We start from the raw sequence: 24,353 nt of genomic DNA on the forward strand, positions 1-24,353 counted from the left end.
TTTAAACCTCCTCACTTGGAACTTCCCCATTATCATCTTTTTTAACCTCTTCAAAATCTGTATTGGCTTTTCTTTGAGATAGTGTAAGAGAAAAGCCATCCCAAAATCCAAGTGCACCATTATAAAGAGGCACGCTTGTTTCACCAAGATAAAATTCATCTACTAAATATGCGTTTTTCTTTGGATCAAAATAACATATTGTTACATATTCATCCGAAAAATTATTAAGAACAATGCTTAAGTCGTTACTGCCCATTGCCCTGTATGAAACCGATAATTCAACATATTCACCAAGCTTCATTTTATTATAAGTAGTATCTTCCGTTCTTCCGCTGTCAGAAGATAAAAGCTCTTTTAATGCACAACTGTAAGATGAAGGGCAAACCTGTAAATCAATGTATTTTATCATTTTAACGCCTTCTTTATCGTACGTATCAACTATTAAAAAAGGAAGGGGATTTTTTATCTTTTCAAGCCCTTCCTTTATATAATTATTAAATTCTTCATATGTTTTTTCAATTATAACTTTTTCCATTTTTATACCCCCAATGCAATAATAGTTTTACCGTCTCTTCTGTTTCTTCTTTCAATAGCTGTAATAATATCTTGAGATTTCACTCTGCCGTTATTATCAACTATTTGAATTGTCCAATCTCCTCCGACCATATTTGAGCCAAGAGCAGCGCTTACCGCAGAATATACACCTTTTGAAACAGATGCAACAATTTGGTCATTGTTCATAACAGCTGTTTTTCCGTTAAATGAACCTACAAGTTCAGGCCCTGCCTCTCTTGCAATAAACATTTGTCCCGCATCAACAATACCGCCTTTTGCAAGTCTTGGTAAAGAAACTTTTGCTATTACAGGAATTTCTACTCCCGGTATTTTATTTATTAATCTGATTGCTCCATTTATGGCACCGATAAATCCATTAATAATACGGCTTGCAAAACTTATAACTGCATTAACCACAGACTTAAAAGCTCCTGATATTCCATTACCTATTGCAGTACCAATTTTACTGAACATGCTTTTTATATTGCTCCAGATATTGCTAAAAAACTTCACACATCCGGAAAATGCGTTTTTAATTCCATTCCAAGCACTTTTAAATATGCTTCCAAACCATGAGCCGACTTTTGCAAATACATTCTTTATTCCACTCCATACGTTCGAGAAAAACTCACCAACAAAGGAAAATGCATTTTTAATTGCTTCCCAGCCTGCTGAGAATACATTTCCAAAGAATTCAGCCACAACAGAGAAAATACCGCAGATAACTTCCCATGCCATGGAGAAGATTGAACCTACAAACTCAAGACCAGCAGAGAATATACCGCATATACCTTCCCATAATAAACCTAAGCCTTCTTTGATTAATTCTCCGTTACCTGTAAATAACCCAACAATAATATCTAAAACACCTTTTACAATTTCAACGGCTCCTGAAATTAATTCTGAAATAAAATCAAAAAATCCTGTTACATATTCTGTTATCATTGGTCCATATTCTTCCCATAATTCAATTAAAACATCAAAAAGTCCAACAATAATTTCAGATATTAATCCAACTGCTTCTGTAATAGACTCTATTAGCCCTTCAATTCCGGAACAAACCCCCTCTACAAATGGAGTCATTTCGTCTCCTTCTCCACCAAATATAGCTTCTTTAAACTCCGTAAAGGCTAATATTGCAGGCTCAAAAGCAGCTGCAACTGTTTCCCAGGCTGTTGAAATTCTTTTCCCGAACTCTTCATTAGACTTCATAAGCTCTTTAAATATAGCAATAAGAGAAACAACAGTTACAACAATCAAAGCAATAGCAGCAACTATTCCACCTGATAAAAGAGAACCTGCCATGGAACCAATCTTACTTGCATTTGTTGTAAGTGCATTTCCTGCTGCATTCATTTTATTCGAAACTAAATTCGGAATATCCTTTATTCCGTCTTTAATGCTTTTAAAACTAACATTAGATATTGATTTTTTAAATTTTGAGAAAGTACTCGAAGCTTTCTCTCCTAATTTTGAAATATCATCTTTAAATTTCAAAATATTGTCTTTTCCTTTACTTACAAAATCTGAAAAAGATATTTTACTGTTATTTAATTCGCCTTTAAAATCTTTTAAATATTTTCCGGCTTTAATTGTTCCATCTGATACTGCATTTGAAAAAGATTTAATAGCCTCACTCTTATTTACACTTGAATATAAATCTTTTATTGTATTTTTTATACTTTTAACCGCATTAATACCTTCTGATACAGAAGTTACAATGTCTCCCATACCTCCAACAAAAGAGCCAAAACTTACCAAACAATTATCCACGGCTCCCGTTAATACTCCCACATTATTTTGAAGCTGTGTTATATTATCTGCCAATGTTGTAATATTTTTTGTCATATTTCCAATATTTTTATTTGCCATTTTTTTCTCCTTTCTATTTTTCATTTTGGCTAAAAAAATAATTATTTAATTTATTCTTTCAATTCAACCACCCCCTTTCAAAAGTTCGTAATAAAAAACACCAAACTTTCGTTTGATGTTTTTAGCTGATTTTATATTTTATAATCCTAACTCTTCAAAACTGTATTTTGAAAATGTTTCTATCTTACTTTCTATTATAGGTTCTCTATCATATAAGAACATAAATGCTGCCCTTTCTTCCCCTTCATTTGCCTTTACCATATCATAAATGGCTATATATGGTTCTTTTTCCATTTCTCTTACCATTTTATCTATCATTATACTTGATATATTTCCAAGCAAACCTTTTAAATTTTCTTTTGCCTTTTGAGAATCATCTTTTAATTCTTCTACAATTTCAGCTCCTTTTCTTTCATAATAAAGCTTTTCTTCCATTGCTTTTGAAGTCTCTTCTTTTGACAAGATAAATTCTATATACCTTCTTGTCATTGCTTTGGATTTTTCTTCAAGCTCCTCTCCTTTTATGTCGCCTTCTATATTTTTTACTATTTGAGGAAATACATCTTTATAATAGTTATCTACCCATACTTTCGCCTGAGTCAACTCTCCAAAGTCTCCTATCTTTTCTCCTACTTCTATTAACTTTTCCCCTGTCTCTTCTATCTTATCCAAGATTCCCAATGCAAACTTATGTTTTTCTTTGAAATATTCGTTATATTCCCTTGAACATTCAAGTCCTGTTGCTATTATTTCTTGTTCTTCTTTTGTAAAATATTTATCTTTTGTATTTTCATAATCTCTTGTATACTGCCAGTATTCATTATAGAAACTTCTTAGACTTTTATCTTCCAACGCCATTATATATGTTCCTATAAATTCATACGCTCTAAACAAATCATTTTTTACTTTTACTTTTATATCATCATTTGGATCAAATGTCATTTTCTGTTTTAGCTTCTTTACCTTATCCATTCTAAATATTATTTTGTCTACTATTTCTCTCATTTTTATACTATCAAAACTATTCCCACATGGGAAAAGCTTATTTAACAAAAGTTTATCTTCTTCATCTAAATTTGATATTATATTATTTACATCTCCTCCCAAACCAACGTAATCTGACATACTTCTTTTTATCAATCTATGATATGATTCTATCCTATTATTAAGTTTTAATATTTTTTTTTCATTACTCTCAGTAGATAGTTTTTCTTTACAAATTCTCATATTTTTAAAATTTAAAAGAATACTTTCCTTTAACTTTTCTATCTTTTTTTCTTCCTTTGTTTTACCCATAATTCCCTCCTTAAATTTCGTTCTTTTATATAATTTAATTTTACCATTTTATTTTCTTTATTCAATAACATTTTTGTAAGATTTGATATTACTTATTTTATTCAAAATATATGTAGAAAATTGTTATATTTATGATTTATAATATTTATTAAATTTCTTATTCTTTTAAAAATTGTATAAAATTTACACCTATATTTTCAAACCTTATATCAATAATAAACAAAGCTTTTTATTTTTTATCTCCTTTTCTATGTTTTATTATGATATAATTTAAAAAAATTATTAGAGGTGATTAACATGCAACGTATAAGTGTTTCTGTATTTGGCTTTAAAATTATTTTAGTATGCATTTTAATAATAATCATTATATGTTCCATCACTAAATGGAGGTTTTCCCATTTCAGATTTTTAACTTATTTTTTCATAACACGCAAACTAAAATCAAAACACATATTAAATATTGAGTATTATGAAGGTCTTGAACCGGCATATGTAGATTTTGATTGTATATTTTTTGCTGCAAATGATAAAGGCTTAACCTTTAAATCTGAAACACCATTTTCAAAAAAAGTCTTTATACCATATGATGATATAAATAAAATTTGTTATAATGTCACTACATTCCATCAACATCAATTTAATATCAATGATAATTTTGAATTTATTGATAAAATATATATGAATATTTATTACAAAAATTCAAATTCTGACAATATAAAAATTATTATCGCAGCAAAAAATTTTGAAGATTTTAGAATGTTTAACACATATGCATATAATAAAGCTAATATTTTAAAGAAACTTCAAGAAGCCATACCAAATAGAATCTTTATAGACGACTCTATTTTTTAACATATAATCACCTAAACCTTTAACCTTTCAACTTAACCACCCCCTTTCAAAATTCGTAATAAAAAAACACCAAACTTTCGTTTGATGTTTTTAGCTGATTTTATATTTTATAATCCTAATTCTTCAAAACTGTATTTTGAAAATGTTTCTATCTTACTTTCTATTATAGGTTCTCTATCATATAAGAACATAAATGCTGCCCTCTCTTCCCCTTCATTTGCCTTTACCATATCATAAATGGCTATATATGGTTCTTTTTCCATTTCTCTTACCATTTTATCTATCATTATACTTGATATGTTTCCAAGCAAACCTTTTAAATTTTCTTTTGCCTTTTGAGAATCCTCTTTTAATTCTTCTACAATTTCAGCTCCTTTTCTTTCATAATAAAGCTTTTCTTCCATTGCTTTTGAAGTCTCTTCTTTTGACAAGATAAATTCTATATATCTTCTTGTCATTGCTTTGGATTTTTCTTCAAGCTCCTCTCCTTTTATGTCGCCTTCTATATTCTTTACTATCTGAGGAAACACATCTTTATAATAGTTATCTACCCATACTTTCGCCTGAGTCAACTCTCCAAAGTCTCCTATCTTTTCTCCTACTTCTATTAACTTTTCCCCTGTCTCTTCTATCTTATCCAAAATTCCCAATGCAAACTTATGTTTTTCTTTGAAATATTCTTTATATTCCCTTGAACATTCAAGCCCTATTGCAATTATTTCTTGTTCTTCTTTTGTAAAATATTTATCTTTTGTATTTTCATAATCTCTTGTATACTGCCAGTATTCATTATAAAAACTTCTTAGACGTTTATCTTCCAACGCCATTATATATGTTCCTATAAATTCATACGCTCTAAATAAATCATTTTTTACTTTTATTTTTATGTCATCATTTGGATCAAATGTCATTTTCTGTTTTAGCTTCTTTACCTTATCCATCCTTCTTATTATTTTGTCTACTATTTCTCTCATTTTTATACTATCAACACTATTCCCACATGGGAAAAGTTTATTTAACAAAAGTTTATCTTCTTCATCTAAATCTGATATTATATTATTTATATCTCCTCCCAAATCAACATATTCTGTGACATCCGTTTTAATAAATCTATAATATGATTCTATTTTTTTATTAAATTTAGATATCTTTTTTTCATTACTTTCCATGGATAGTTTTTCTTTATATGTTTTCATATTTTTAAACCACAAAAGAATACTTTCCTTTAACTTTTCTATCTTTTTTTCTTCCTTTGTTTTACCCATAATTCCCTCCTTAAATTTCGTTCTTTTATATAATTTAATTTTATCATTTTATTTTCTTTATTCAATAACATTTTTGTAAGATTTGATATTACTTATTTTATTCAAAATTTATATAGAAAATTGTTATATTTATGATTTATAATATTTATTAATCCTTTTATTAATTCAAAATAAAATATAAAAGAATTTTATTATAAATAAAAAATTCTTCATTATGAAGAAAAATTTTTAATAATCTATATACATTTATAAATTTTTATTTTAATATATAAATATATCATTATTCTTTAAAATACCTTTATTAATACAAAAAATATATCATTTAAAATTAAATAATTATTATTGACAAAAAATTGACTTTTTTTTGTCGAGTATTTAAACAAAACGCATATAACACTTTATTTTTAATTTCGGTTAATTATAATTTTATTATAAGAATCTTTCTTTTAAGAGGTAATTCAAATGAAAACAAAAGAAGTTAATTCGTCATATGAAATAATAAGTTTAATTACTAAATTCAAATCTCAAAGATTACTTAAATTAATCTATGAATTTAAGACCGGTTCAAAATGCACCTGTACCGGATACTATATTATTGCAACAGATATGGGTCTTATTTTATCTGCTGAATATAATACTAACATTACATGTTTTATTACATATCAAAATATAGAAAATATTTATATAATATTATCTAAAGACAAAATTAAAATAAATAATAATGAAGATTTTATCAAGTCTTTAAAATTTATTGATATTGTATTTAATGACAATAATAAAAAATATAGCTTTACACTAAAAAACTCTTTTGAAAATATAAATACAAATATCAAACTATTAGATTATGCCTCTATTTTTGAATACCTAAATATTAAGCTAAACAAAAATCAAATAAAATACATCAAAAGATATAATAACTAAAAAAGAAAGCTATATTATTTAGCTTTCTTTTCAAATTCATTATTAAACATAGTAACATAAGCACTGAAAATCTCTTAATTATTTTTAACTTCTTCTTCTTTGTTTTCATTAAATAACTCAAAAGGCTTACCTGGATATTTGTTATTATCTCCTAAAACACTTGCAATAGCATGAGATATATAAATACCATTTATCCATGAACTAAAATTGATTTTTTCAATTTCATTTTTTTTCTTTGTTTCATATGCTTTAACAAAAAATGTAACTTCCTTAGGAGTAAGTTTCCAAAATAAATTATAATCAATTCCAATGGCAAGTGCATTAACGAGATATTCTTCCTCAATATAATCCTTTAAAGATTTTATATTAGATTTTTCTTCTTTTCTTTTTATACCTGTTAAGCTTCCTTCTTCGCTGTCTTGTTGAGAGCTTGAAAAAAACCGCTTTGTTCTACTGCATTATTAATCTCTTGTAGTATTTCATCAAGAGAACCTCCATTTTCAAGATGTGCTTCCAATTCGCTTCCCGCTTTTTCAAAATCACCATTCATACATAGTGCTAAAAAACCTCTTACAGTAGATAAAATCATTTTATCCATATTGGTTAAAGCAATCCCCATATCTTCCAATTTACAAATTGCATTAAAATTCAAATCAGGTATTGTATATGTTTTATTGTTAATAATCATTTTGTTTTTTCCTTTCAAAATATTTTATAAAATACTTTTTTATAGAGGAGTTTCCCCCTCTATATTTATTATCTACGCAATGCTTTTTGAAATTTTTGAACTTGGTAAAACAACAACTTTCATATCTACTGCAACATTTAAACCAGCACCTACGATTAATGCGTTATGTTTACCTGTGAAAGAATATTCTGTTTCACCAAAGTTAATTTTATATGTTAATTCTTCACCTTCTGCGCCAACTAATTGTTCAAAAACATTTGCATCATAATTTGCAACAAATTCCATAGCAGCCATACCTTTAATACCAGGGATGAATTTTTGTGAATCATCTGATAAGCAAGTTACTTCAATTGCTGCCGGTGCAGCTCCTAAATCAGGGAATGATTTAATCGCTACAACAATATTGATAGGTTCTTCTCCTTTTGTTCCTGTAATATTTAATTTTGTTCCTTGTGTACTAATTGCCATTTTTTAAATCTCCTTTTCTTTTTCTTTTGTTTGTTTTATTAAGTCAACTATTGCTTTTGCCAAATCTGGCTTTTCATTTTCTTTGCAGGTCATTTTTGGAATTATTGTTTCATATTGTTTTTTTAATATTCCACCTTCCACAAATGTCTCCTTTACCTGTAAGTTAATCAGAGCTTTTTCATAGGATTGTTTAATATTTTTTATATCATTTAGTAAAAGATTTTTTTCATTCTCTTTTTTCTTTAATTCTTCTTTCAAAAGTAAAATATCTTTTTTATTTTGCTTATATTTTTCATTTACTTCATCAAACCTGAATTTTGGAATCATAAGAACTTTTCTTTGAATAGGATTTTCTTTTACTGTCACAATCGTTTCTTCAAACATAAACAAATCATCTCCTTTCTGTTGTTTTCGCTGACATTCAGCGTAATTCATTTCCTTAAAATATCTAAGAAAAAGTTTTATATAAAAAGTATGAAATAAATAACATTAAAAACTATTTCTATATATAACTGCCTTTATTTTTTATTTATTCATACTTTTAAACTAATTAATTACTTTTTTTAGATAAGCCGTAGTCTCTTTTCTTTCTCCGCCACTGCTATGATACAAATTTGTTGTAATATCTATTATTTCAAATCCTTCATTCATAGCCTCTTCAAGCTTTGACTCCATATAAAATGGATCGCCTGAAATACATTTAATCTCAACCATAACTATCCTCCTTTTCTGACAATACAAGCAATCGTTTAATTTAAAAATTTGCAACATATAAAATCTACTTTGAAATATACGATTATTTAATTGTCAAATATTTCTCTTTCATATCTTTAAGGAAATTTTTATATATTTAAGTACCTTGTTTGATAAAAATTTCTAAGTTTTTTTATAATATTATTTTTTCGTTTATTTATTGCCTTTTGAGACAAATTAAAAAGAAGACTTATTTCCTTTTCTGTCTTATTTTCAAAATAATACAGATAAACAAGTCTTCTTTCATCTTTGCTTAAATCTTTAAGTATTAAATTCAATTTTTTAATTTCTAATTTTTTTATTATTTCGTCTTCACACTGAATATACATACCCTGATTATATTCAAACTGTATCCCATTTTCCTTCATATTTTCATATGAATACTCTTTGTCTTTCGCTTTTTTATAAAGATATCGTTCATGTTCTCTTTCTTTGTAGTAAGCTTTATAAACTTCGTCGCTTACATCAATGCGCTTTTTATTAACTAGTAAAGTTTTATTTTTCATCCCTTCTCCTTCCCAACAAAAAAGAGCCAAAGTAAATTAACTTTGACTCTTTTATTTGAATGATTAATATGTAACAGCTGCTATTTATAATTTTTTACGATATCATTATACCATGTTTTCCCAAAAATTTTGCCCCAACTTTTTACAAGATTTTTAAACTATATTTAAAATAAAACATAAAAATAAATAAAATAAAAAAAACAGTTGACAAAAGCAAAATAATTTAGTATATTATATAGGCGGTGCTGATGTGGCTCAATCGGTAGAGCAGCTGATTTGTAATCAGCAGGTTGTAGGTTCAAGTCCTATCATCAGCTCCATTTTTATGCCTTTTAACTCTGAGTATTCAGAGTTTTTTTTATTTACTTTTTATATAATAATTGTTATCTTTTTGTCTCTATTGCAAATATTTAATACCAATTAATAACTTTAATAGTATTTTAAAAATAAATATTAAAAAACTTACATATAGTAAAATAATATTAATAATTGTATCTAAAAATTTTTAATTAATTATAAAAATATATTGAAGTTTAAGAATAAAATAGTTGACAAAACATAAATAATTTAGTATATTATATGAGCGGTGCTGATGTGGCTCAATCGGTAGAGCAGCTGATTTGTAATCAGCAGGTTGTAGGTTCAAGTCCTATCATCAGCTCCATTTTTATGCCTTTTAACTCTGAGTATTCAGAGTTTTTTTTATACAAAAAAAGCAGGTATGAACCTGCTTTTTAAACAATCACCTTAAATATTTGTCTTGCTGTATTTTTTAAGTTTTTATAGGCTGTATCTTTTTCGATTAGCTCATCCAGTTCCATTGGTTTATGAATTATTGAAAAATATCCATCAATAAACTCACTGTCAAGCTTATCTTCACTTTCGACACTACCTGCAAGCAGTATTGTTTTCACATTATATTCCTTTGCCATTATACAAAGACTAACCGCAGCTTTACCCATAAAAGATTGTCTATCAAATTTACCTTCCCCTGTTATAACATAATCACAATCTTTTATCTCTTCTTTTATCTTTGAATAATCTAAAACAGCATCTACTCCGGAAATAATTTTACCCCCAAGAAATGCCATAAAAGCAAACCCGATTCCTCCGGCAGCACCGGCACCTTCTTTATTGCTGTAATCTATTCCCCATTTATCATATGTTTCCTTTGCAAGTCTTTTAAGGCTGTAATCTAAATCAAATGCCATTTTTTCATCAGCACCTTTTTGAATAGAATAAACCATACTTGCACCCTCTTCTCCACAAAGTGGATTTTTAACATCAGAAGCCACAACGAATTTACATTCTTTTAATTCTTCCATAGCTCTGCTTTCATCAATATAATGAAGTCTATTTAGTTTACCACCACCGGCAGGAATTAAATTATTAAATTCATCATAAAATCTATATCCTAAGGCTTTTAACATGCCACATCCGCCGTCATTTGTAGCACTTCCACCAATAAATACTACAAAATTTCTAATACCTCTGCGAATAGCATCTCTAATCATTTCCCCAACCCCGAAAGACGAAGTAATCATAGGGTCTCTTTCGCTTTCAGGTATCAAATCAAGTCCAGAACATTTTGCCATTTCAATAAAAGCAGTATCATCCATAATCTCATAATAACTATCAATTATTTCTCCCAAAGGATTATGGACTTTTAAATCAATCCTTTCTCCGTTAATATCCTCCATAACAGACTCTATACTGCCTTCGCCTCCGTCAGCAAAAGACTTAACAACAACATCTATATTTTCATCAACACTAAGTATCCCCTCTTTTACGGCATTCCCTGCTTCAAGAGAAGATAGACTTTCCTTAAAGGAATCCATTGCAACCAATATTTTCATAATTAATTCTCCGTCTAATAAATTTATTTTATGTTATTTAATTTATGCTTATTAAGTTCTTTTATTATTTTTTTTCTTTGTAAACCTCTTAGTATACATGAAATAATAAATACTACAAGAGAAGGTAATATCAAAAGCATTCCCGTAATACCTATACTATCAGGTAAATTATATTCAAGTGCGGCATACATTAAAAAGAATGACGCTGCCAAAACACAACCTGAAACAAATCGTACAATTCCGCTTCTAACATATTTATTGTTAAGAACAATTAAAACAGGATCTTTTTCAAGTAAATCTAAGTTTTCTTCTCTTAAGTTAAATCCACATTCACTACAGAAAACACTATCATTACTATTTTCAAAACCACATCTTGGACAAATCATTTTTATTACCTCTCTAATAAAACTTTATACTCTCTATTTATAATATGATTACAAATATGACATATAAACTATATATTTTATATAATTATAAATCAAAATAAAAAACTTTTCCATAATATTAGAAATAAAAAAGACAACATCACGTTGTCTTTTATTTTATTTCATCAAGTATTTTTTCTATGTATTTTTTAACTATATCTTCTTTCGGAGATGCTGTCATATTCTTTTTGTTTATTCCCGTTGTAACATGAAGTACTTCGTAAATATCATCTTCAAAAAGCTCATTTTGTTCTCTAAATTCATCTAAGGTTAAATCTTGAAGGAATTTATTTTCTCTTACACATTTTCCAACTAAATTACCAACCACAAAATGCGCATCTCTAAATGGACATCCTTTTTTAACTAAATATTCCGCAACATCTGTTGCATTCATAAAGCTGTTTACACAAGCTTCTTTTAATACATCTTTATTTACAGTTATTGTATCAATCATTCCAGTAAATATGCTTAAACATTGTTTTACTGTATCTACACTGTCAAAAGTTGATTCTTTATCTTCTTGCATATCTTTGTTATAAGCAAGAGGAAGACCTTTCATAACTGTTAACATCGCCATTAAATTACCATAAACCCTACCTGTTTTACCTCTTATAAGCTCTGCAACATCAGGGTTTTTCTTTTGAGGCATCATTGATGAACCTGTAGAATATTTATCTGAAACAGTAATAAACTTAAATTCATCACTAGCCCAGTAAATAATCTCTTCACTAAAACGTGATAAATGCATCATTATTATAGCCAAATCATCTAAAAGCTCAATTACATAATCTCTGTCAGATACAGTATCAAGAGAATTTAAAGTAATGCTGTCAAAATCAAGTAAACTTGCAACATAATCCCTGTCGATATCAAATGTAGAACAAGCAAGTGCACCTGCTCCAAGAGGCATAACGTTTGTTCTTTTGTATGTATCTTTAAGTCTGTCCATATCTCTTCTAAACATTTCTACATAAGCACAAAGATGATGTGCAAACGTAACTGTTTGAGCTCTTTGCATATGTGTATATCCGGGCATTATTGTTTTTGTATTGTCTTTTGCAATTTCAAGTAATGTAAAAATAAGATTTTTCACAAGCCCCATAACTTCCATTATTTCAGCTTTAACATACATCTTCATATCAAGAGCCACTTGATCGTTACGACTTCTGCAAGTGTGAATTCTCTTTGCACTATCCCCTATTCTGTCAGTTAAGATACTTTCAACAGCCATGTGAATATCTTCATATTCTTCATTAAAAGTAACTTTTCCATCGTCTATGTCTTTCATTAAATTTTCTAAAGCTTCAACAAGCTTAATTTCATCTTCTTTTGTAATTATACCTTGTTTGCTAAGCATTTTTACATGAGCTATACTTCCTTTAATATCATATTTATATAGCACTTTATCAAAATGAAGAGAGTTATTAAATATATCAACTTCTTTTGCATTTTGCTCAGCAAATCTTCCTGACCACATTTTCATAACAATTACTCCTAAACATAACTTTTCAAATTTTCACTATTTATTACAATAACATATTATTTAATATATGACAATATCAATATTATACATCATTACAAAATTTCCGTAACTCCTAAGAAAATCAAAGCTTCACTTTTACCGTTATTAAAATATTTGCAGGCAACAAGAGAATCTTTCTTTAAATTCTCATCATAAACAGAGTCTTTCAATAAAGATAAAATATAAATATTTTCTTTTTTTATATAATCAAAAGATCTTGCCCAAATTTTTTCAACATAACCTTCTTTATAAGGTATAACTATATTTATATCATCTGGAAAAATTCTGCTTCTAAGATTATCTATTTCTTTCCTATTTCTCACTTTATAAATGGTTTTGTTATTTTCATCAAATTTTAAATGATTTTTTGCTTCCTCTTCCTTTATATGTTCTATTTCATTTAAAATATCTATATCTAAATCTTCAATCAAATCATAATTGGCAAGTTTTATCTTTTCTTCTATATATTTCCTATTTGACTTATCAACTATATCACCAAGAATTCTAAGCATTATTCCTCTTTTTTCATCTGTATAAACATATCCGATAAAACTTTTCTTAATATCATGAATTCCCATTTTTAAAAGAAATTTATCGGCATTATTTACCGATACAAATTTTCCGTCAATATCTCTGTAACTATAATCTCTAATTTTCATTAAAAAATAACCTCAAATAATTTTATATATACATGATAATATTTTTTTTAATAATTTTAAATATAAAACTTAACTTTGACTACAAAAAACCTCTCTCTTATTTAAGAGAGAGGTCTATAGGATGAAAGATAAAAACTAAATGTAAAATAAACTATTTATCTTCGTTTTTCTTTTTCATAAAAGCTCTGATTTTTAATGGAAGTCCATAAAGTTTAATAAATCCTGCTGCATCATTATGGTCATATAATTCACCTGTTTCAAATGAAGCAATTTCTTCATTGTATAATGAATATGGACTTTCAATACCTTTTGTAATCATATTACCTTTATATAATCTTAGAGAAACTTTACCTGTAACAGTTTCTTGTGTTTTATCAACAAAAGCATCTAATGCTTCTCTAAGTGGAGAGAACCACATTCCTGAATATACTAAATCAGCATATTTAACTGCTACTGTTCTCTTATATGCTTGAGTTTCTCTATCTAAAGCAAGTTGTTCAAGTTCATTGTGAGCATAATATAAAATTGTTCCGCCCGGAGTTTCATATATACCTCTTGACTTCATACCTACAACCCTGTTTTCAACCATATCTACAACACCAATACCATGTTTTCCGCCAAGTTCGTTTAATTTTGCAAGAAGGCTTACACCATCCATTTTTTCTCCGTTTAATTTAACAGGAATACCTTTTTCAAATTCAATTTCAATTTCTTCTGCTTCATCCGGAGCATCTTCTACATATGTTGTTTTTTGAAGAAGGTTTCTGTAATCAGGCATGTTTGCAGGATCTTCAAGTTCCAATCCTTCATGAGATAAATGCCAGATATTCATATCTCTTGAATAACTTTCTTCTGCTGACATATTAAGCTTAATATCATGTTTAATACAGTAATCAAGTGCATCTTGTCTTGATTTAATACTCCAAAGTCTCCAAGGAGCAATGATTTTAATATCAGGAGCTAAAGCCATAATTGTAAGTTCAAAACGAACTTGATCGTTTCCTTTACCTGTAGCACCATGACAAATACAATTTGCACCAAGTTCTCTTGCTTTATCAACCAAAATCTTAGAAATTAATGGTCTTGCAATAGATGTACCAAGTAAATATTTGTTTTCATAAACTCCGCCTGATTTTAACATTGGGAAAATATAATCATTTACAAGCTCTTCAGTTGCGTCAATTATATCAATACTATCTGCACCATATTCAATGGCTCTTTTTGCTAAATCTTCTTTTTCATTTGGATCTACTTGTCCAACATCAACACATACTGCATGAACTTCACAATCATAATTATTTTTAAGCCAAGGAACTATTGTTGAAGTATCTAGTCCACCTGAATAAGCTAATACTATTTTATCTTTCATTATATATATACCTCCAAAATAAATCACTAATTTAAAATACTGACTAATTATACATAAAAATGTATAATTAGTCAACAATAAAAGGAAAATTTTTTATATTTTTTTATTTTTATACATTTTTATTAAAAATTTTGCATATTATATTCACTCGGTTTCCAAATTTTGATATACACAAAATATCTTTTAGGTTGATATTTTTATAATTTAATCATATAATATATATGACCTTAAAATTATGCTATTATTTTGAACCTACACTTTTACACAGGGATATCGGGTCTTTAAGTAGATGTCAAGCCTCTATAAGTGGACGGCAGAAGCGGTAAGCAGATAACCCACCTATCATTTTTGATAGGATCAAAATCTTGGCAATTTTAGGGTCTTTTTTATTTTAAGGGGTACAAAATATGGATTTAATGGAAATATTAAAAAATAAACAAGGTTATAATTCAAACCATTCAAATGAACTTGCAAAAATTCAACAAAAAGCTAAAATGTTATGTTTTGAATATAATAATACTTCTCCAATAGAAGAAGACAAAAGAAAAGAAATTCTAAAAAATTTACTTGGAACATATAATCCTCTTGTTTTTATAGAGCCTTCTTTTCACTGTGATTATGGATTCAATATACATATGCATGGGCTAGCTGTAATAAACTATAACTGTGTAATACTTGATACCTCTCCTGTAAATATTGGTAAAAATGCATTTATTGCTCCGGGTGTATGTATTGCATGTTCAGGTCATGCAATAGATAAAACCCAAAGAGCAAAAGGAGTTGGAACATCCAAACCTATAACAATAGAAGATGATGTATGGATAGGTGCAAATTCTACAATTTGTGCAGGTGTAACTATAGGACAAGGAAGTGTAATTGCTGCGGGAAGTGTAGTAAATAAAAATATACCAAAAGGTGTTGTTGTCGGAGGAGTGCCTTGCAAGGTAATCAGAGAAATAACAAAAGATGATGTAATAGAAAATATTATTTTTTAAATAAAACACTTGACTTTTGAAATTAGAATGATTATAATTTAGCTACAAACAAAAAAAGGAGATAAGAACAATGTTAGATAAAAAAGTTGCTGAATTATTAAACAATCAAATAAATAAAGAATTATACTCTGCTTATATCTATTTAGATATGGCAAACTTCTATGCTGATTACGGTTTAGATGGATTTGAAAACTGGTTTTATATCCAAGCTCAAGAAGAAAGAGATCATGCAATGATGATCAGAGAATATTTAAAAGATAACGGACATAAAATCACAAGTGAAGCTATTGAAAAACCTGAATATACATATGAAAAACCAATGGATCCACTTGTAAAAACATTACAACATGAAAAAATCGTAACAGGTTTAATAAATAATATATATGATGCTGCATACGAAATCAAAGATTACAGAACAATGAAGTTCTTAGATTGGTTTGTATCAGAACAAATGGAAGAAGAAAAAAACGCTGAAGATAATATAAGAAAATTTGAATTATTTGGTCATGATGCTAAAGGGTTATACTCTCTTGACCAAGAATTTCTAGGTAGAACATATTCAGCTCCAACAACTGCTGAATAATAAAAGAAGCACCATAAGGTGCTTTTTTTATATGTATTTATATATGTAACGCTAAATCTAAATATCTTTTCTTTATTTTAAGCTGCTTCGCTCTAAATTTAAAATATCTTTTATACATATTTACTAATCTGTCATTGACAACTTGATTTTCATTCTTTTTAAGTTCAACCCTTATATTTAAATACATATTATCCCCTATTCTTTCAAACATTTTTACCATATAAAACATAACAAATAATTTCATCTTTTTCATTTCTTCTACCTCTTTTCTTTTTTCTTGACATTATTATATATTTTCTAAACATCAAAATTTGTCGAAAAATACAAGTATAAAGGTTAATTTTATAAAAAATAGTATATTTTTAAATAATGGTAAATTAATTGTATAACATTGTATTTATAGTATAAATTTTGTATAATACTATCATAACAACCAAAAGTATTAATTTAATTATATATGTTAAATAGCACTAATAATTACATAAAGGATTTTAAAATGAAACTAAATTATACACATATTGGACAAACAATAAAAAGTTATAGAAAAAATAAACATATTACACAAAAAGAATTATCTAAATTAATAAATAAATCCGTTACTCATATAAGTAAAATAGAACAAGGTCAAAGCAAAGCATCTCTTCAAACTATAGTTGACATTGCAAATACACTTGAAATAACCGTAGATGAAATTTTAAAAGGAAGTATAATAAAAACGGCACAAAATGAAATGATAAAAGAATATGAAGAAATATTTAAAAACTGCACATTTGCAGAACAAAAATTTTTAATAGAAAATTTAAAATTTGCCAAATATCAATTAAAAGAATTAAACAATACAAAATAAAAAAGACTTAATATATTAAGTCTTTTTTATTCACTTCTTAAAGTTATTAAATTCATTTCAAAAGGGTTAAATATTCTAAAATTAACCGTATCATTTCCGAGTCCGGCACTTACAATCATATTTGTATCATTAATTGTATATAATCCATGGTAATATTTTGGAAACCATTCTTGATCAGGAGATAAAAGTCCACCTTTAAAAGGTATCCTTATTATTCCCCCATGAACATGCCCTGCTAAAATCAAATCGACACCGCTTTTTTCATATACTTCAAAGTAAATAGGATTATGAGTTAATAAAATATTATATTTATTATTTTCGAATGTTTCTTTATTTATAGTCTTTGAAAAATTATCTTCAGTATATTCTATATTTGATTCTTTTAACGCTGACTTTGTAGAATAATATACTAAATCTACATTAAGCCCGTACATATTTATATATGATGAACCTTTTTGAAGTTTTATCTTGGTATTTTTTACAACTTTAACATCAAGGTCTTTCAGTGAAGATATAAATTCATTATAAACACCAACATTATTATATTCAACAAGCTGTTCATGATTTCCATCTATATAATAAACAGGATAATCTTTTGATATTTTTTTTACCAAATTTATAAAAACATGACCATCATCCTCTGTGGAATTCATCATATCTCCCGTACAAACTATAATATCAGGATCGATTTTATAAATTTTATTTATAAGTTTTATATTATTTTCTCCAAATTCTCTCGAATGTAGGTCAGAAAGCTGAAGAATTTTATATCCATCAAAATTACTGTCTATCTTATTTGAAACAATTTCATTCTTTTGAACTATAAATAAAGAGGTATTTTCAAAATATAAATATACAAAAAGTATAAGAACAATCAATAGAGTAACTATTTTAAATTTTCTCAAAATAAAACCTCCATATATAGTGTATTGTTTATTATATCACAATATGTTTTTTAACCAAAAGGAAAATAGTGTTTTTAATAAATAAATTTATATGATATAATTAGCATACATAATTTACGTACATAATTTTTATAGAGGTGCATATGAAAAAAGAAGATTTAAAAGATATAAAACTTTTCGTTATGGATATGGACGGAACAATCTACTTAAGTTCAACTCTTATAGAAGGTTCTCTTGACTTTATTGAACATTTAAGAAAGAACAATAAAGGTGTTTTATTTTTCACAAACAATTCTTCAAGAACCGGAGAAACTTATGTAGAAAGACTTAACAATATGGGATTTAATGTTACAGATAAAGATGTAATGACATCAGGAGATGTAACAATAAAATATCTAAATACAAAATATAAAGATAAAAAAGTATACTTAGTTGCTACACCTAAAGTAACAAAGAGTTTTAAAGATGCAGGAATCAATCTTGTTGAAGAAGATCCTGACATAGTTGTCATGACTTTCGATACTACTTTAACTTATGAGAAACTAGATAAAGCATGCCATTATATAAGAAACGGAGCTTTATTCCTTGCAACACATCTTGACATAAACTGTCCTACAATAAACGGTTTTATGCCTGACTGCGGTGCTATGTGCGAGCTTATAACAAAATCTACAGAGAAAAAACCTAAATATCTTGGCAAGCCATTTAAAGAAACTGTAGATATGATAGTTGAAAGTACCGGTTATAATAGAGAAGAAATTGCATTTATAGGTGACAGAATTTATACTGACGTTGCAACCGGAGTAAATAACGGTGCAAAAGGTATTCTTGTTTTAAGTGGAGAAACAAAAGAAGAAGATATACCTAAGTTTGATACTACTCCGGACTTAATTTTTGATAAAGCATACGACATGATTCCGTATATAAAATAAAAAACCGTTTGATATCATTTTATATTATGATATCAAACGGTTTTTATTCTTCTATGGCATTTAAAAACATTTCATGAAATTCCGCAGAAACCTTTTTTAAATTTATAATTTTATTATTCATTAAAAAACAGTGTTTACTGCTTCCCGTATTAATAATCTCCCCTGTTTTTTTATTTTTTACAGTATATTCAAGCTCAAGCCTTATTCCGTTGTATTTCTTTATTTTAACATTTACCAAAACCACATCATCAAAATAAACCATATTCTTATATTCACTGCTTACACTAAGAACAGGAGAAATTATCCCCTTTTCTTCCATTTTTTTATAACTTATTCCAAGTTCGTTCATGAAATATATCCTTGCACTTTCATACCATCTTATATAATTTGAATGATGAATAATACCCATTTGATCTGTTTCATAATATTCAGCTTTATGTTCGTAAACTTTCATTTTTACCTCTTTGTTTATAAAATAAATTACATTTATATTCTATCATAAAACATTAAATAAAGGATTATTTTTTAATTTTAGAAGAATAAATTTATATAAATAAAAATATGAAAAAAATTTCATAAAAAATGAAAAAAAAGCTTGCATTTAACAACTTTTCATGTATAATATAAAAGGACTGTTAATAAGGCCCCTTGGTCAAGCGGTTAAGACGTCGCCCTTTCACGGCGAAAACAGGAGTTCGATTCTCCTAGGGGTCACCAAAGTCTTTTTAATTTTACGGCTCGGTAGTTCAGCTGGTTAGAATGCTAGCCTGTCACGCTAGAGGTCGAGGGTTCGAGTCCCTTCCGAGTCGCCATTTTACATGGGGGAGTGCCCGAGTGGCTAAAGGGGGCGGACTGTAAATCCGTTGGCTCAGCCTACAATGGTTCGAATCCATTCTCCCCCACCATCCTCATAATTGATAATTAAAAGTGTACGATGTACACTTTTTTTTTAATTTTAAAATTTTCATAAAAACAGATGTATAATTTTAAAATATTATTAATATGTTTTTTTATTAAATTATTATCTAATTGATCAAATAATGATAACCTCAAAATTAAAATGTCTCATAACCTTATACATAATATATTTTTCTAATAATAAGAAATATTGTTGCAATTAGAATAAATATTAACTATAGTGTTTAATCTAAAGAATTATTTTTTATATGCAAATAAAAACAAAAGATTTCATCATTAAAATTTCAGTTATAAATTATTTTTATTAAACCCAATATTTTTTATTATATATAATATGAAAATAAATCATTGCTATAAAAAAATTTTTAATATATAATATACAAGTTTATTGAATATAAAAATTATTTATAGGCAGGTAAAATATGACAACAGAGCAAATTATTTCAATAGTAATCTTTTTAATTACAATGACAGCAATTATGACAGAAAGAGTACATCGAACCGTTGCAGCAATTACAGGTGCAATACTTCTTATTGTCACACACATCTTAACAATTGAAACCAGTATATCATATGTAGATATGAATACCATTGGAGTTTTGGTAGGTATGATGCTTTTTGTCGCAGTGGTAAAAAATTCAGGTATATTTGAATACATAGCAATAAAATCAGCGAAAATTGCAAAAGGAAAACCGGTTAATATAATGATTATATTCATTTTAATAACTACTATTTTGTCAGCATTTTTAGACAACGTAACTACCGTTCTTTTAATTGGTCCAATGACAATAGCAATAACAAGAATATTAAAAATCAATCCGGTACCATTCCTTATTACTCAGATTATGGCATCTAACATAGGCGGTACAGCAACACTAATCGGGGACCCTCCAAACATAATGATTGGAAGTGCCGCAAATTTAGGTTTTACAGATTTTATATTAAATACAGGTATTCCTGTAATATTCATTATTATTACAGCAATAATATATTTTCTTATACTTTATAAAAAACAACTCGCTGTTGATGAAGAAAATATACTTAAGGTAATGGAAATGGATGAAAACAAGGCCATAAAGGATAAATCTTTAATGATAAAAAGTATTATTCTTATTGTTCTTGTTGTAATTGGATTTGTTTTCCATTCCAATCTTCAAATGGAGTCTTGTGTAATTGCACTTCTTGCTGCTATAATTATGTTACTTATAGGAAAACAAGATGCGGAAGAAATAATCCTTGGAGTAGAATGGTCAACAATACTTTTCTTTATTGGGCTTTTTATAGTAGTAGGAGGTCTTGAAGAAACCGGAGTAATCGATAAATTAGCTAATTTATTGGTGTCTGCCACAAGCGGTAATATGATACTTACAATGATTATAATACTTTGGGCATCTGCAATTATTTCTTCATTCCTTGATAATATACCTTTTGTTGCAACTTTAATACCATTAATTCTAACAATGCAGCAAACAGGAAATATTGACGTAACACCACTATGGTGGGCATTGTCTTTAGGTGCTTGTCTTGGAGGAAACGGAACATTAATCGGAGCTTCCGCAAACGTTGTATTATCTAGCATAAGCAATAAAAACGGTTATCCTATAACATTTAAACATTATTTTAAAATAGGATTCCCTTTAATGATCATATCAATAATAATATCATCAATATATTTATTAATAAGATTCTAATAAACAGAAAGGAGATATAATATGAATAGGAATTCGGTAAGCGGAGATATAATAGACTTTAGTCTAAAACAGCTTGGAGCAAAAATAAGCAAGTTCAACAGTCAAATGCATTTGGTCGAATTTGATATAAATGAAAAATGCATAGTTTCCTATATCTTTACTATTACAAAAGAAGATAAATTTTATCTACAAAGACTAAAACCATATCCATTATGGGAAGAAAAATATGCGAACGTTGATGAAATAGTTAAATTTATAGAAAGAGATATCGCAAAATTTAAAAATGCAGCAAACAGCAATAATTTCGATAAATTTATAGAAATTGCACAAAGCAGCGTTTTTATTTCACAGTATTTGGAAAACTTATTTTTAAACTATAATATAGATAGAGAAATGCTTGATAATATTGAAGTAGGCATTAAAGAGATAATGGAAGTAATTCAAATGCATAATTCTGAAGAAGCTTATGAAAAAATAGAAGTAAAACTTAAATAGAAATAAAAAAGACAGTATATACTGTCTTTTTTAATATATAGAAATACCCATAAAAAATCTAAAAAAGGCAAGTAAAGTCAAATGAATAGGATAAAACAAATAAAAAAGATATTTTATATTTAATTTTCCTTTTAATCCATTATACATATTAATAATAAAAAGAGAAAAAACACTTATGCAAAAAAAGTTTTTTGAACTATAAATAAGTAAAACTCCTGACAATAAAAACATCATTGATTTATCATTTCTAAATAAATAAAATATTGCTATTAATAAAATACCGATATAATCATAATCCAGACAAAGATAGTAACTAAAAATACAAAAAACAAGTACTATTATCCCCTGTTTGAACATTTCTCCGCTGTTTTTACTTAAAGCTCCAAGCATCAATACCGCAAGAGCAAATTCAAACAAAACATTTTGATATCCTAAATAAAAAAATGAATTATGAAATGCTAAATCAAAAGGAATTTCAGAAATAAAAGCAAATATTAATATTCTTATAAAGTATCTCTTTATGCTCTTTGTATGTAAAAACCCTTCAACAATAAAATAACAAAACAAAGGGAAAGATATTCTTCCTATAAATCTTAAAGCATAATCAATATTAAACCAAAATAGAGCATCTCTTCCCCAAAATACACTAAAATTTAATATGCCATTTTCTATTAAAACCCCTCCAATATGATCTATAAGCATTAATATTAAAGCAATAATTTTAATCTGATTTGAATTCAAGCAATCTTTCATTGTTATCACCTTAATAAATAATACCACAAAAATAAAGATATCAATAAAAAAAAGCACTACAGAGTAGTGCTTTATCTGCTTTTGACTATTAACTTAATTCCCGTTCTGTCACTGCCGTTGATTTCAACTTCCGTAAATGCGGGAATACAAACAAGATCATGTCCCCCCGGAGCAACATATCCTCTGGCAATGGCTATGGCTTTTATCGCTTGGTTTAATGCTCCTGCTCCAATTGCCTGAACCTCTGCCTGATCACTTTCTCTAATTACTCCTGCAAGCGCCCCCGCAACAGAATTAGGGTTTGAGCCGGATGATACTTTCAATACTTCCATAATGTTTCCTCCTATAATATAAGTTATAAATAAGTTAATTTCTTCATTAATTAATATGTAATAAAACTTGTATTATTCCCATAATTAATGAACTTTATAATGACTTTCTTTAAATGTTTCTATGAAAATCTAAAATCATAATATCATAACTATTTATAGAACTTTTGTGCTTTTTGTCGAATGAATTAATATAAAATTTAATAAATTTCAATAATTTTCTAAATATTTTTATTATTCTGGAAATTATTGTTTGTAATTTTCAGAAAATTCTGATATAATATGCGGGTATACTTTAATTTACTATATATAAAGGAGATAAAATATGAATAACTGTGTAGAAATAAGATGGCACGGAAGAGGCGGTCAAGGAGCAAAAACTGCAGCTTTGTTACTTGCCGATGTTGCCTTCCAAACAGGAAAATATGTACAAGGTTTCCCTGAATACGGACCAGAACGTATGGGAGCACCAATAACTGCATATAACCGTATAAGCGATACTCCTGTAAGAGTGCATTCAAATATATATACACCACAATTCGTGGTAGTTGTAGACGAAAGTTTACTTGATAGCGTTGATGTAACAAAAGGACTTAAAGAAGACGGTGCTATAGTAATAAATACAACAAAAGATAAAGAAGAAATAAAACACCTTCTAAATGATTATAAAGGCGGTATCTATACAATAGACGCAAAAAAAGTTTCAATGGCTTGTCTTGGAAAATACTTTCCAAACTCTCCAATGCTTGCAGCAATAGTTAAAGTATCAAAAATAATGGATGAAGATTTATTTTTAAAAGAAATGAAAGCATCTTTTGAACATAAATTCGCAAACAAACATGAAGTTGTAAGCGGAAACATGAAAGCTCTTAAAATGGCATTAAGGGAGGTAAGATAA

28 protein-coding genes, 5 tRNA genes and 1 other RNA gene are annotated in these 24,353 nt (G+C 27.7%); 15 read left to right on the top strand and 19 right to left on the bottom strand.

Annotated features, from left to right (window positions below; all coding sequences use genetic code 11):
* Position 1: 1 nt before the first annotated feature.
* From M6G78_RS02000 to M6G78_RS02010, 3 genes are all read right to left on the bottom strand, one after another.
* Positions 2 to 535 carry a hypothetical protein gene (locus M6G78_RS02000; RefSeq protein WP_253229478.1) on the bottom strand — a complete coding sequence of 178 codons (534 nt, stop codon included), beginning with the start codon at positions 533 to 535 and terminating at the stop codon, positions 2 to 4.
* A gap of 2 nt (positions 536 to 537) precedes the next feature.
* Positions 538 to 2,427: a hypothetical protein gene (locus M6G78_RS02005; RefSeq protein WP_253229479.1), complete on the bottom strand. Its 1,890-nt coding sequence runs from the start codon at positions 2,425 to 2,427 to the stop codon at positions 538 to 540.
* Between the two features lie 138 nt (positions 2,428 to 2,565).
* Complete coding sequence (locus M6G78_RS02010) at positions 2,566 to 3,723, bottom strand: hypothetical protein (protein ID WP_253229480.1); 1,158 nt, start codon at positions 3,721 to 3,723, stop codon at positions 2,566 to 2,568.
* A gap of 297 nt (positions 3,724 to 4,020) precedes the next feature.
* Here M6G78_RS02010 and M6G78_RS02015 point away from each other — a divergent pair, with 297 nt between their 5' ends.
* Positions 4,021 to 4,575: a hypothetical protein gene (locus M6G78_RS02015; RefSeq protein WP_138269762.1), complete on the top strand. Its 555-nt coding sequence runs from the start codon at positions 4,021 to 4,023 to the stop codon at positions 4,573 to 4,575.
* Between the two features lie 107 nt (positions 4,576 to 4,682).
* Here the strand turns inward: M6G78_RS02015 and M6G78_RS02020 are convergent, their stop codons facing one another.
* Positions 4,683 to 5,840 carry a hypothetical protein gene (locus M6G78_RS02020; RefSeq protein WP_253229481.1) on the bottom strand — a complete coding sequence of 386 codons (1,158 nt, stop codon included), beginning with the start codon at positions 5,838 to 5,840 and terminating at the stop codon, positions 4,683 to 4,685.
* A 462-nt stretch (positions 5,841 to 6,302) separates the two neighbouring features.
* Between M6G78_RS02020 and M6G78_RS02025 the strand changes: the two genes are divergently transcribed.
* On the top strand, positions 6,303 to 6,761 hold the full coding sequence (locus tag M6G78_RS02025) for a hypothetical protein (protein WP_253229482.1): 459 nt from the start codon (positions 6,303 to 6,305) through the stop codon (positions 6,759 to 6,761).
* Positions 6,762 to 7,158: 397 nt separating this feature from the next.
* Here the strand turns inward: M6G78_RS02025 and M6G78_RS02030 are convergent, their stop codons facing one another.
* From M6G78_RS02030 to M6G78_RS02050, 5 genes are all read right to left on the bottom strand, one after another.
* Positions 7,159 to 7,449, bottom strand: coding sequence for a hypothetical protein (locus M6G78_RS02030; protein ID WP_138269701.1), 291 nt, complete (start codon positions 7,447 to 7,449; stop codon positions 7,159 to 7,161).
* A gap of 72 nt (positions 7,450 to 7,521) precedes the next feature.
* On the bottom strand, positions 7,522 to 7,917 hold the full coding sequence (locus M6G78_RS02035) for a phage tail protein (RefSeq protein ID WP_253229483.1): 396 nt from the start codon (positions 7,915 to 7,917) through the stop codon (positions 7,522 to 7,524).
* A gap of 3 nt (positions 7,918 to 7,920) precedes the next feature.
* Positions 7,921 to 8,301 carry a hypothetical protein gene (locus M6G78_RS02040; RefSeq protein WP_138269699.1) on the bottom strand — a complete coding sequence of 127 codons (381 nt, stop codon included), beginning with the start codon at positions 8,299 to 8,301 and terminating at the stop codon, positions 7,921 to 7,923.
* 162 nt (positions 8,302 to 8,463) lie between these two features.
* Positions 8,464 to 8,631 carry a hypothetical protein gene (locus M6G78_RS02045; RefSeq protein ID WP_171020680.1) on the bottom strand — a complete coding sequence of 56 codons (168 nt, stop codon included), beginning with the start codon at positions 8,629 to 8,631 and terminating at the stop codon, positions 8,464 to 8,466.
* Between the two features lie 128 nt (positions 8,632 to 8,759).
* A complete protein-coding gene (locus M6G78_RS02050) occupies positions 8,760 to 9,176 on the bottom strand; it encodes a sigma factor-like helix-turn-helix DNA-binding protein (protein ID WP_253229484.1) in 417 nt (138 codons plus the stop codon).
* A gap of 244 nt (positions 9,177 to 9,420) precedes the next feature.
* On the opposite strand from M6G78_RS02050, the gene M6G78_RS02055 reads away from it, so the two are divergent.
* A tRNA-Thr gene (locus M6G78_RS02055) sits at positions 9,421 to 9,496 on the top strand.
* Between the two features lie 268 nt (positions 9,497 to 9,764).
* A tRNA-Thr gene (locus M6G78_RS02060) sits at positions 9,765 to 9,840 on the top strand.
* A 70-nt stretch (positions 9,841 to 9,910) separates the two neighbouring features.
* Here the strand turns inward: M6G78_RS02060 and M6G78_RS02065 are convergent.
* From M6G78_RS02065 to M6G78_RS02085, 5 genes are all read right to left on the bottom strand, one after another.
* On the bottom strand, positions 9,911 to 11,032 hold the full coding sequence (locus M6G78_RS02065) for a glycerate kinase (protein WP_253229485.1): 1,122 nt from the start codon (positions 11,030 to 11,032) through the stop codon (positions 9,911 to 9,913).
* A 23-nt stretch (positions 11,033 to 11,055) separates the two neighbouring features.
* Positions 11,056 to 11,418 (bottom strand): zinc-ribbon domain-containing protein, encoded by a 363-nt coding sequence (locus tag M6G78_RS02070; RefSeq protein ID WP_253229486.1) that lies wholly within the window; start codon positions 11,416 to 11,418, stop codon positions 11,056 to 11,058.
* Between the two features lie 151 nt (positions 11,419 to 11,569).
* Positions 11,570 to 12,940, bottom strand: coding sequence for an argininosuccinate lyase (gene argH, locus M6G78_RS02075; protein ID WP_253229487.1), 1,371 nt, complete (start codon positions 12,938 to 12,940; stop codon positions 11,570 to 11,572).
* A 92-nt stretch (positions 12,941 to 13,032) separates the two neighbouring features.
* A complete protein-coding gene (locus tag M6G78_RS02080; protein WP_253229488.1) occupies positions 13,033 to 13,638 on the bottom strand; it encodes a hypothetical protein in 606 nt (201 codons plus the stop codon).
* Positions 13,639 to 13,789: 151 nt separating this feature from the next.
* Complete coding sequence (locus M6G78_RS02085; RefSeq protein ID WP_253229489.1) at positions 13,790 to 15,007, bottom strand: argininosuccinate synthase; 1,218 nt, start codon at positions 15,005 to 15,007, stop codon at positions 13,790 to 13,792.
* Between the two features lie 220 nt (positions 15,008 to 15,227).
* Between M6G78_RS02085 and ssrS the strand changes: the two genes are divergently transcribed.
* The 3 genes from ssrS to M6G78_RS02100 all read left to right on the top strand — a co-directional run bounded on the left by ssrS (position 15,228) and on the right by M6G78_RS02100 (position 16,585).
* Positions 15,228 to 15,393: non-coding RNA, 6S RNA (gene ssrS / locus M6G78_RS02090), on the top strand.
* 21 nt (positions 15,394 to 15,414) lie between these two features.
* Positions 15,415 to 16,002, top strand: a complete 588-nt coding sequence (locus tag M6G78_RS02095; protein ID WP_253229490.1) for a sugar O-acetyltransferase — start codon at positions 15,415 to 15,417, stop codon at positions 16,000 to 16,002.
* A 70-nt stretch (positions 16,003 to 16,072) separates the two neighbouring features.
* Positions 16,073 to 16,585, top strand: coding sequence for a ferritin (locus M6G78_RS02100; RefSeq protein WP_253229491.1), 513 nt, complete (start codon positions 16,073 to 16,075; stop codon positions 16,583 to 16,585).
* A 37-nt stretch (positions 16,586 to 16,622) separates the two neighbouring features.
* Here M6G78_RS02100 and M6G78_RS02105 read toward each other — a convergent pair whose 3' ends face one another.
* On the bottom strand, positions 16,623 to 16,838 hold the full coding sequence (locus M6G78_RS02105) for a hypothetical protein (RefSeq protein ID WP_253229492.1): 216 nt from the start codon (positions 16,836 to 16,838) through the stop codon (positions 16,623 to 16,625).
* 243 nt (positions 16,839 to 17,081) lie between these two features.
* On the opposite strand from M6G78_RS02105, the gene M6G78_RS02110 reads away from it, so the two are divergent.
* Entirely contained in the window at positions 17,082 to 17,432 is a 351-nt protein-coding gene (locus tag M6G78_RS02110) for a helix-turn-helix domain-containing protein (protein ID WP_171020642.1), read from the top strand.
* Between the two features lie 26 nt (positions 17,433 to 17,458).
* On the opposite strand, the gene M6G78_RS02115 is transcribed toward M6G78_RS02110, so the two are convergent.
* Positions 17,459 to 18,337: a metallophosphoesterase gene (locus tag M6G78_RS02115; RefSeq protein ID WP_253229493.1), complete on the bottom strand. Its 879-nt coding sequence runs from the start codon at positions 18,335 to 18,337 to the stop codon at positions 17,459 to 17,461.
* Between the two features lie 143 nt (positions 18,338 to 18,480).
* On the opposite strand from M6G78_RS02115, the gene M6G78_RS02120 reads away from it, so the two are divergent.
* Positions 18,481 to 19,269 carry an HAD-IIA family hydrolase gene (locus M6G78_RS02120; protein ID WP_253229494.1) on the top strand — a complete coding sequence of 263 codons (789 nt, stop codon included), beginning with the start codon at positions 18,481 to 18,483 and terminating at the stop codon, positions 19,267 to 19,269.
* A 43-nt stretch (positions 19,270 to 19,312) separates the two neighbouring features.
* Here M6G78_RS02120 and M6G78_RS02125 read toward each other — a convergent pair whose 3' ends face one another.
* Positions 19,313 to 19,723 carry a thioesterase family protein gene (locus M6G78_RS02125; protein WP_253229495.1) on the bottom strand — a complete coding sequence of 137 codons (411 nt, stop codon included), beginning with the start codon at positions 19,721 to 19,723 and terminating at the stop codon, positions 19,313 to 19,315.
* 188 nt (positions 19,724 to 19,911) lie between these two features.
* Between M6G78_RS02125 and M6G78_RS02130 the strand changes: the two genes are divergently transcribed.
* The 5 genes from M6G78_RS02130 (at position 19,912) to M6G78_RS02150 (ending at position 22,373) form a co-directional block, all read left to right on the top strand.
* Positions 19,912 to 19,986: transfer RNA gene (locus M6G78_RS02130), tRNA-Glu, on the top strand.
* A gap of 18 nt (positions 19,987 to 20,004) precedes the next feature.
* Positions 20,005 to 20,081 (top strand) — tRNA-Asp (locus tag M6G78_RS02135).
* An 8-nt stretch (positions 20,082 to 20,089) separates the two neighbouring features.
* Positions 20,090 to 20,174: transfer RNA gene (locus M6G78_RS02140), tRNA-Tyr, on the top strand.
* 435 nt (positions 20,175 to 20,609) lie between these two features.
* Positions 20,610 to 21,878: an ArsB/NhaD family transporter gene (locus M6G78_RS02145; RefSeq protein WP_253229496.1), complete on the top strand. Its 1,269-nt coding sequence runs from the start codon at positions 20,610 to 20,612 to the stop codon at positions 21,876 to 21,878.
* A 21-nt stretch (positions 21,879 to 21,899) separates the two neighbouring features.
* Positions 21,900 to 22,373, top strand: a complete 474-nt coding sequence (locus M6G78_RS02150; protein WP_138269328.1) for a hypothetical protein — start codon at positions 21,900 to 21,902, stop codon at positions 22,371 to 22,373.
* Between the two features lie 30 nt (positions 22,374 to 22,403).
* Here the strand turns inward: M6G78_RS02150 and M6G78_RS02155 are convergent, their stop codons facing one another.
* Both M6G78_RS02155 and M6G78_RS02160 read right to left on the bottom strand, forming a co-directional pair.
* Entirely contained in the window at positions 22,404 to 23,126 is a 723-nt protein-coding gene (locus M6G78_RS02155; protein WP_253229497.1) for a TraX family protein, read from the bottom strand.
* Positions 23,127 to 23,197: 71 nt separating this feature from the next.
* Positions 23,198 to 23,458, bottom strand: coding sequence for a stage V sporulation protein S (locus M6G78_RS02160; protein WP_007049799.1), 261 nt, complete (start codon positions 23,456 to 23,458; stop codon positions 23,198 to 23,200).
* Between the two features lie 322 nt (positions 23,459 to 23,780).
* Between M6G78_RS02160 and M6G78_RS02165 the strand changes: the two genes are divergently transcribed.
* A complete protein-coding gene (locus M6G78_RS02165; protein ID WP_253229498.1) occupies positions 23,781 to 24,353 on the top strand; it encodes a 2-oxoacid:acceptor oxidoreductase family protein in 573 nt (190 codons plus the stop codon).

This window comes from Anaerofustis sp. NSJ-163 (assembly GCF_024135845.1).
Taxonomy (GTDB): domain Bacteria; phylum Bacillota; class Clostridia; order Eubacteriales; family Anaerofustaceae; genus Anaerofustis; species Anaerofustis butyriciformans.

Excerpts from the sequence above, each read along its gene's own strand:
- M6G78_RS02000 (WP_253229478.1), bottom strand. The coding sequence starts at position 535 with ATGGAAAAAGTTATAATTGAAAAAACATATGAAGAATTTAATAATTAT.
- M6G78_RS02005 (WP_253229479.1), bottom strand. The coding sequence starts at position 2,427 with ATGGCAAATAAAAATATTGGAAATATGACAAAAAATATTACAACATTG.
- M6G78_RS02010 (WP_253229480.1), bottom strand. The coding sequence starts at position 3,723 with ATGGGTAAAACAAAGGAAGAAAAAAAGATAGAAAAGTTAAAGGAAAGT.
- M6G78_RS02015 (WP_138269762.1), top strand. The coding sequence starts at position 4,021 with ATGCAACGTATAAGTGTTTCTGTATTTGGCTTTAAAATTATTTTAGTA.
- M6G78_RS02020 (WP_253229481.1), bottom strand. The coding sequence starts at position 5,840 with ATGGGTAAAACAAAGGAAGAAAAAAAGATAGAAAAGTTAAAGGAAAGT.
- M6G78_RS02025 (WP_253229482.1), top strand. The coding sequence starts at position 6,303 with ATGAAAACAAAAGAAGTTAATTCGTCATATGAAATAATAAGTTTAATT.
- M6G78_RS02030 (WP_138269701.1), bottom strand. The coding sequence starts at position 7,449 with ATGATTATTAACAATAAAACATATACAATACCTGATTTGAATTTTAAT.
- M6G78_RS02035 (WP_253229483.1), bottom strand. The coding sequence starts at position 7,917 with ATGGCAATTAGTACACAAGGAACAAAATTAAATATTACAGGAACAAAA.
- M6G78_RS02040 (WP_138269699.1), bottom strand. The coding sequence starts at position 8,301 with ATGTTTGAAGAAACGATTGTGACAGTAAAAGAAAATCCTATTCAAAGA.
- M6G78_RS02045 (WP_171020680.1), bottom strand. The coding sequence starts at position 8,631 with ATGGTTGAGATTAAATGTATTTCAGGCGATCCATTTTATATGGAGTCA.
- M6G78_RS02050 (WP_253229484.1), bottom strand. The coding sequence starts at position 9,176 with ATGAAAAATAAAACTTTACTAGTTAATAAAAAGCGCATTGATGTAAGC.
- M6G78_RS02065 (WP_253229485.1), bottom strand. The coding sequence starts at position 11,032 with ATGAAAATATTGGTTGCAATGGATTCCTTTAAGGAAAGTCTATCTTCT.
- M6G78_RS02070 (WP_253229486.1), bottom strand. The coding sequence starts at position 11,418 with ATGATTTGTCCAAGATGTGGTTTTGAAAATAGTAATGATAGTGTTTTC.
- argH (WP_253229487.1), bottom strand. The coding sequence starts at position 12,940 with ATGAAAATGTGGTCAGGAAGATTTGCTGAGCAAAATGCAAAAGAAGTT.
- M6G78_RS02080 (WP_253229488.1), bottom strand. The coding sequence starts at position 13,638 with ATGAAAATTAGAGATTATAGTTACAGAGATATTGACGGAAAATTTGTA.
- M6G78_RS02085 (WP_253229489.1), bottom strand. The coding sequence starts at position 15,007 with ATGAAAGATAAAATAGTATTAGCTTATTCAGGTGGACTAGATACTTCA.
- M6G78_RS02095 (WP_253229490.1), top strand. The coding sequence starts at position 15,415 with ATGGATTTAATGGAAATATTAAAAAATAAACAAGGTTATAATTCAAAC.
- M6G78_RS02100 (WP_253229491.1), top strand. The coding sequence starts at position 16,073 with ATGTTAGATAAAAAAGTTGCTGAATTATTAAACAATCAAATAAATAAA.
- M6G78_RS02105 (WP_253229492.1), bottom strand. The coding sequence starts at position 16,838 with ATGAAAAAGATGAAATTATTTGTTATGTTTTATATGGTAAAAATGTTT.
- M6G78_RS02110 (WP_171020642.1), top strand. The coding sequence starts at position 17,082 with ATGAAACTAAATTATACACATATTGGACAAACAATAAAAAGTTATAGA.
- M6G78_RS02120 (WP_253229494.1), top strand. The coding sequence starts at position 18,481 with ATGAAAAAAGAAGATTTAAAAGATATAAAACTTTTCGTTATGGATATG.
- M6G78_RS02125 (WP_253229495.1), bottom strand. The coding sequence starts at position 19,723 with ATGAAAGTTTACGAACATAAAGCTGAATATTATGAAACAGATCAAATG.
- M6G78_RS02145 (WP_253229496.1), top strand. The coding sequence starts at position 20,610 with ATGACAACAGAGCAAATTATTTCAATAGTAATCTTTTTAATTACAATG.
- M6G78_RS02150 (WP_138269328.1), top strand. The coding sequence starts at position 21,900 with ATGAATAGGAATTCGGTAAGCGGAGATATAATAGACTTTAGTCTAAAA.
- M6G78_RS02155 (WP_253229497.1), bottom strand. The coding sequence starts at position 23,126 with ATGAAAGATTGCTTGAATTCAAATCAGATTAAAATTATTGCTTTAATA.
- M6G78_RS02160 (WP_007049799.1), bottom strand. The coding sequence starts at position 23,458 with ATGGAAGTATTGAAAGTATCATCCGGCTCAAACCCTAATTCTGTTGCG.
- M6G78_RS02165 (WP_253229498.1), top strand. The coding sequence starts at position 23,781 with ATGAATAACTGTGTAGAAATAAGATGGCACGGAAGAGGCGGTCAAGGA.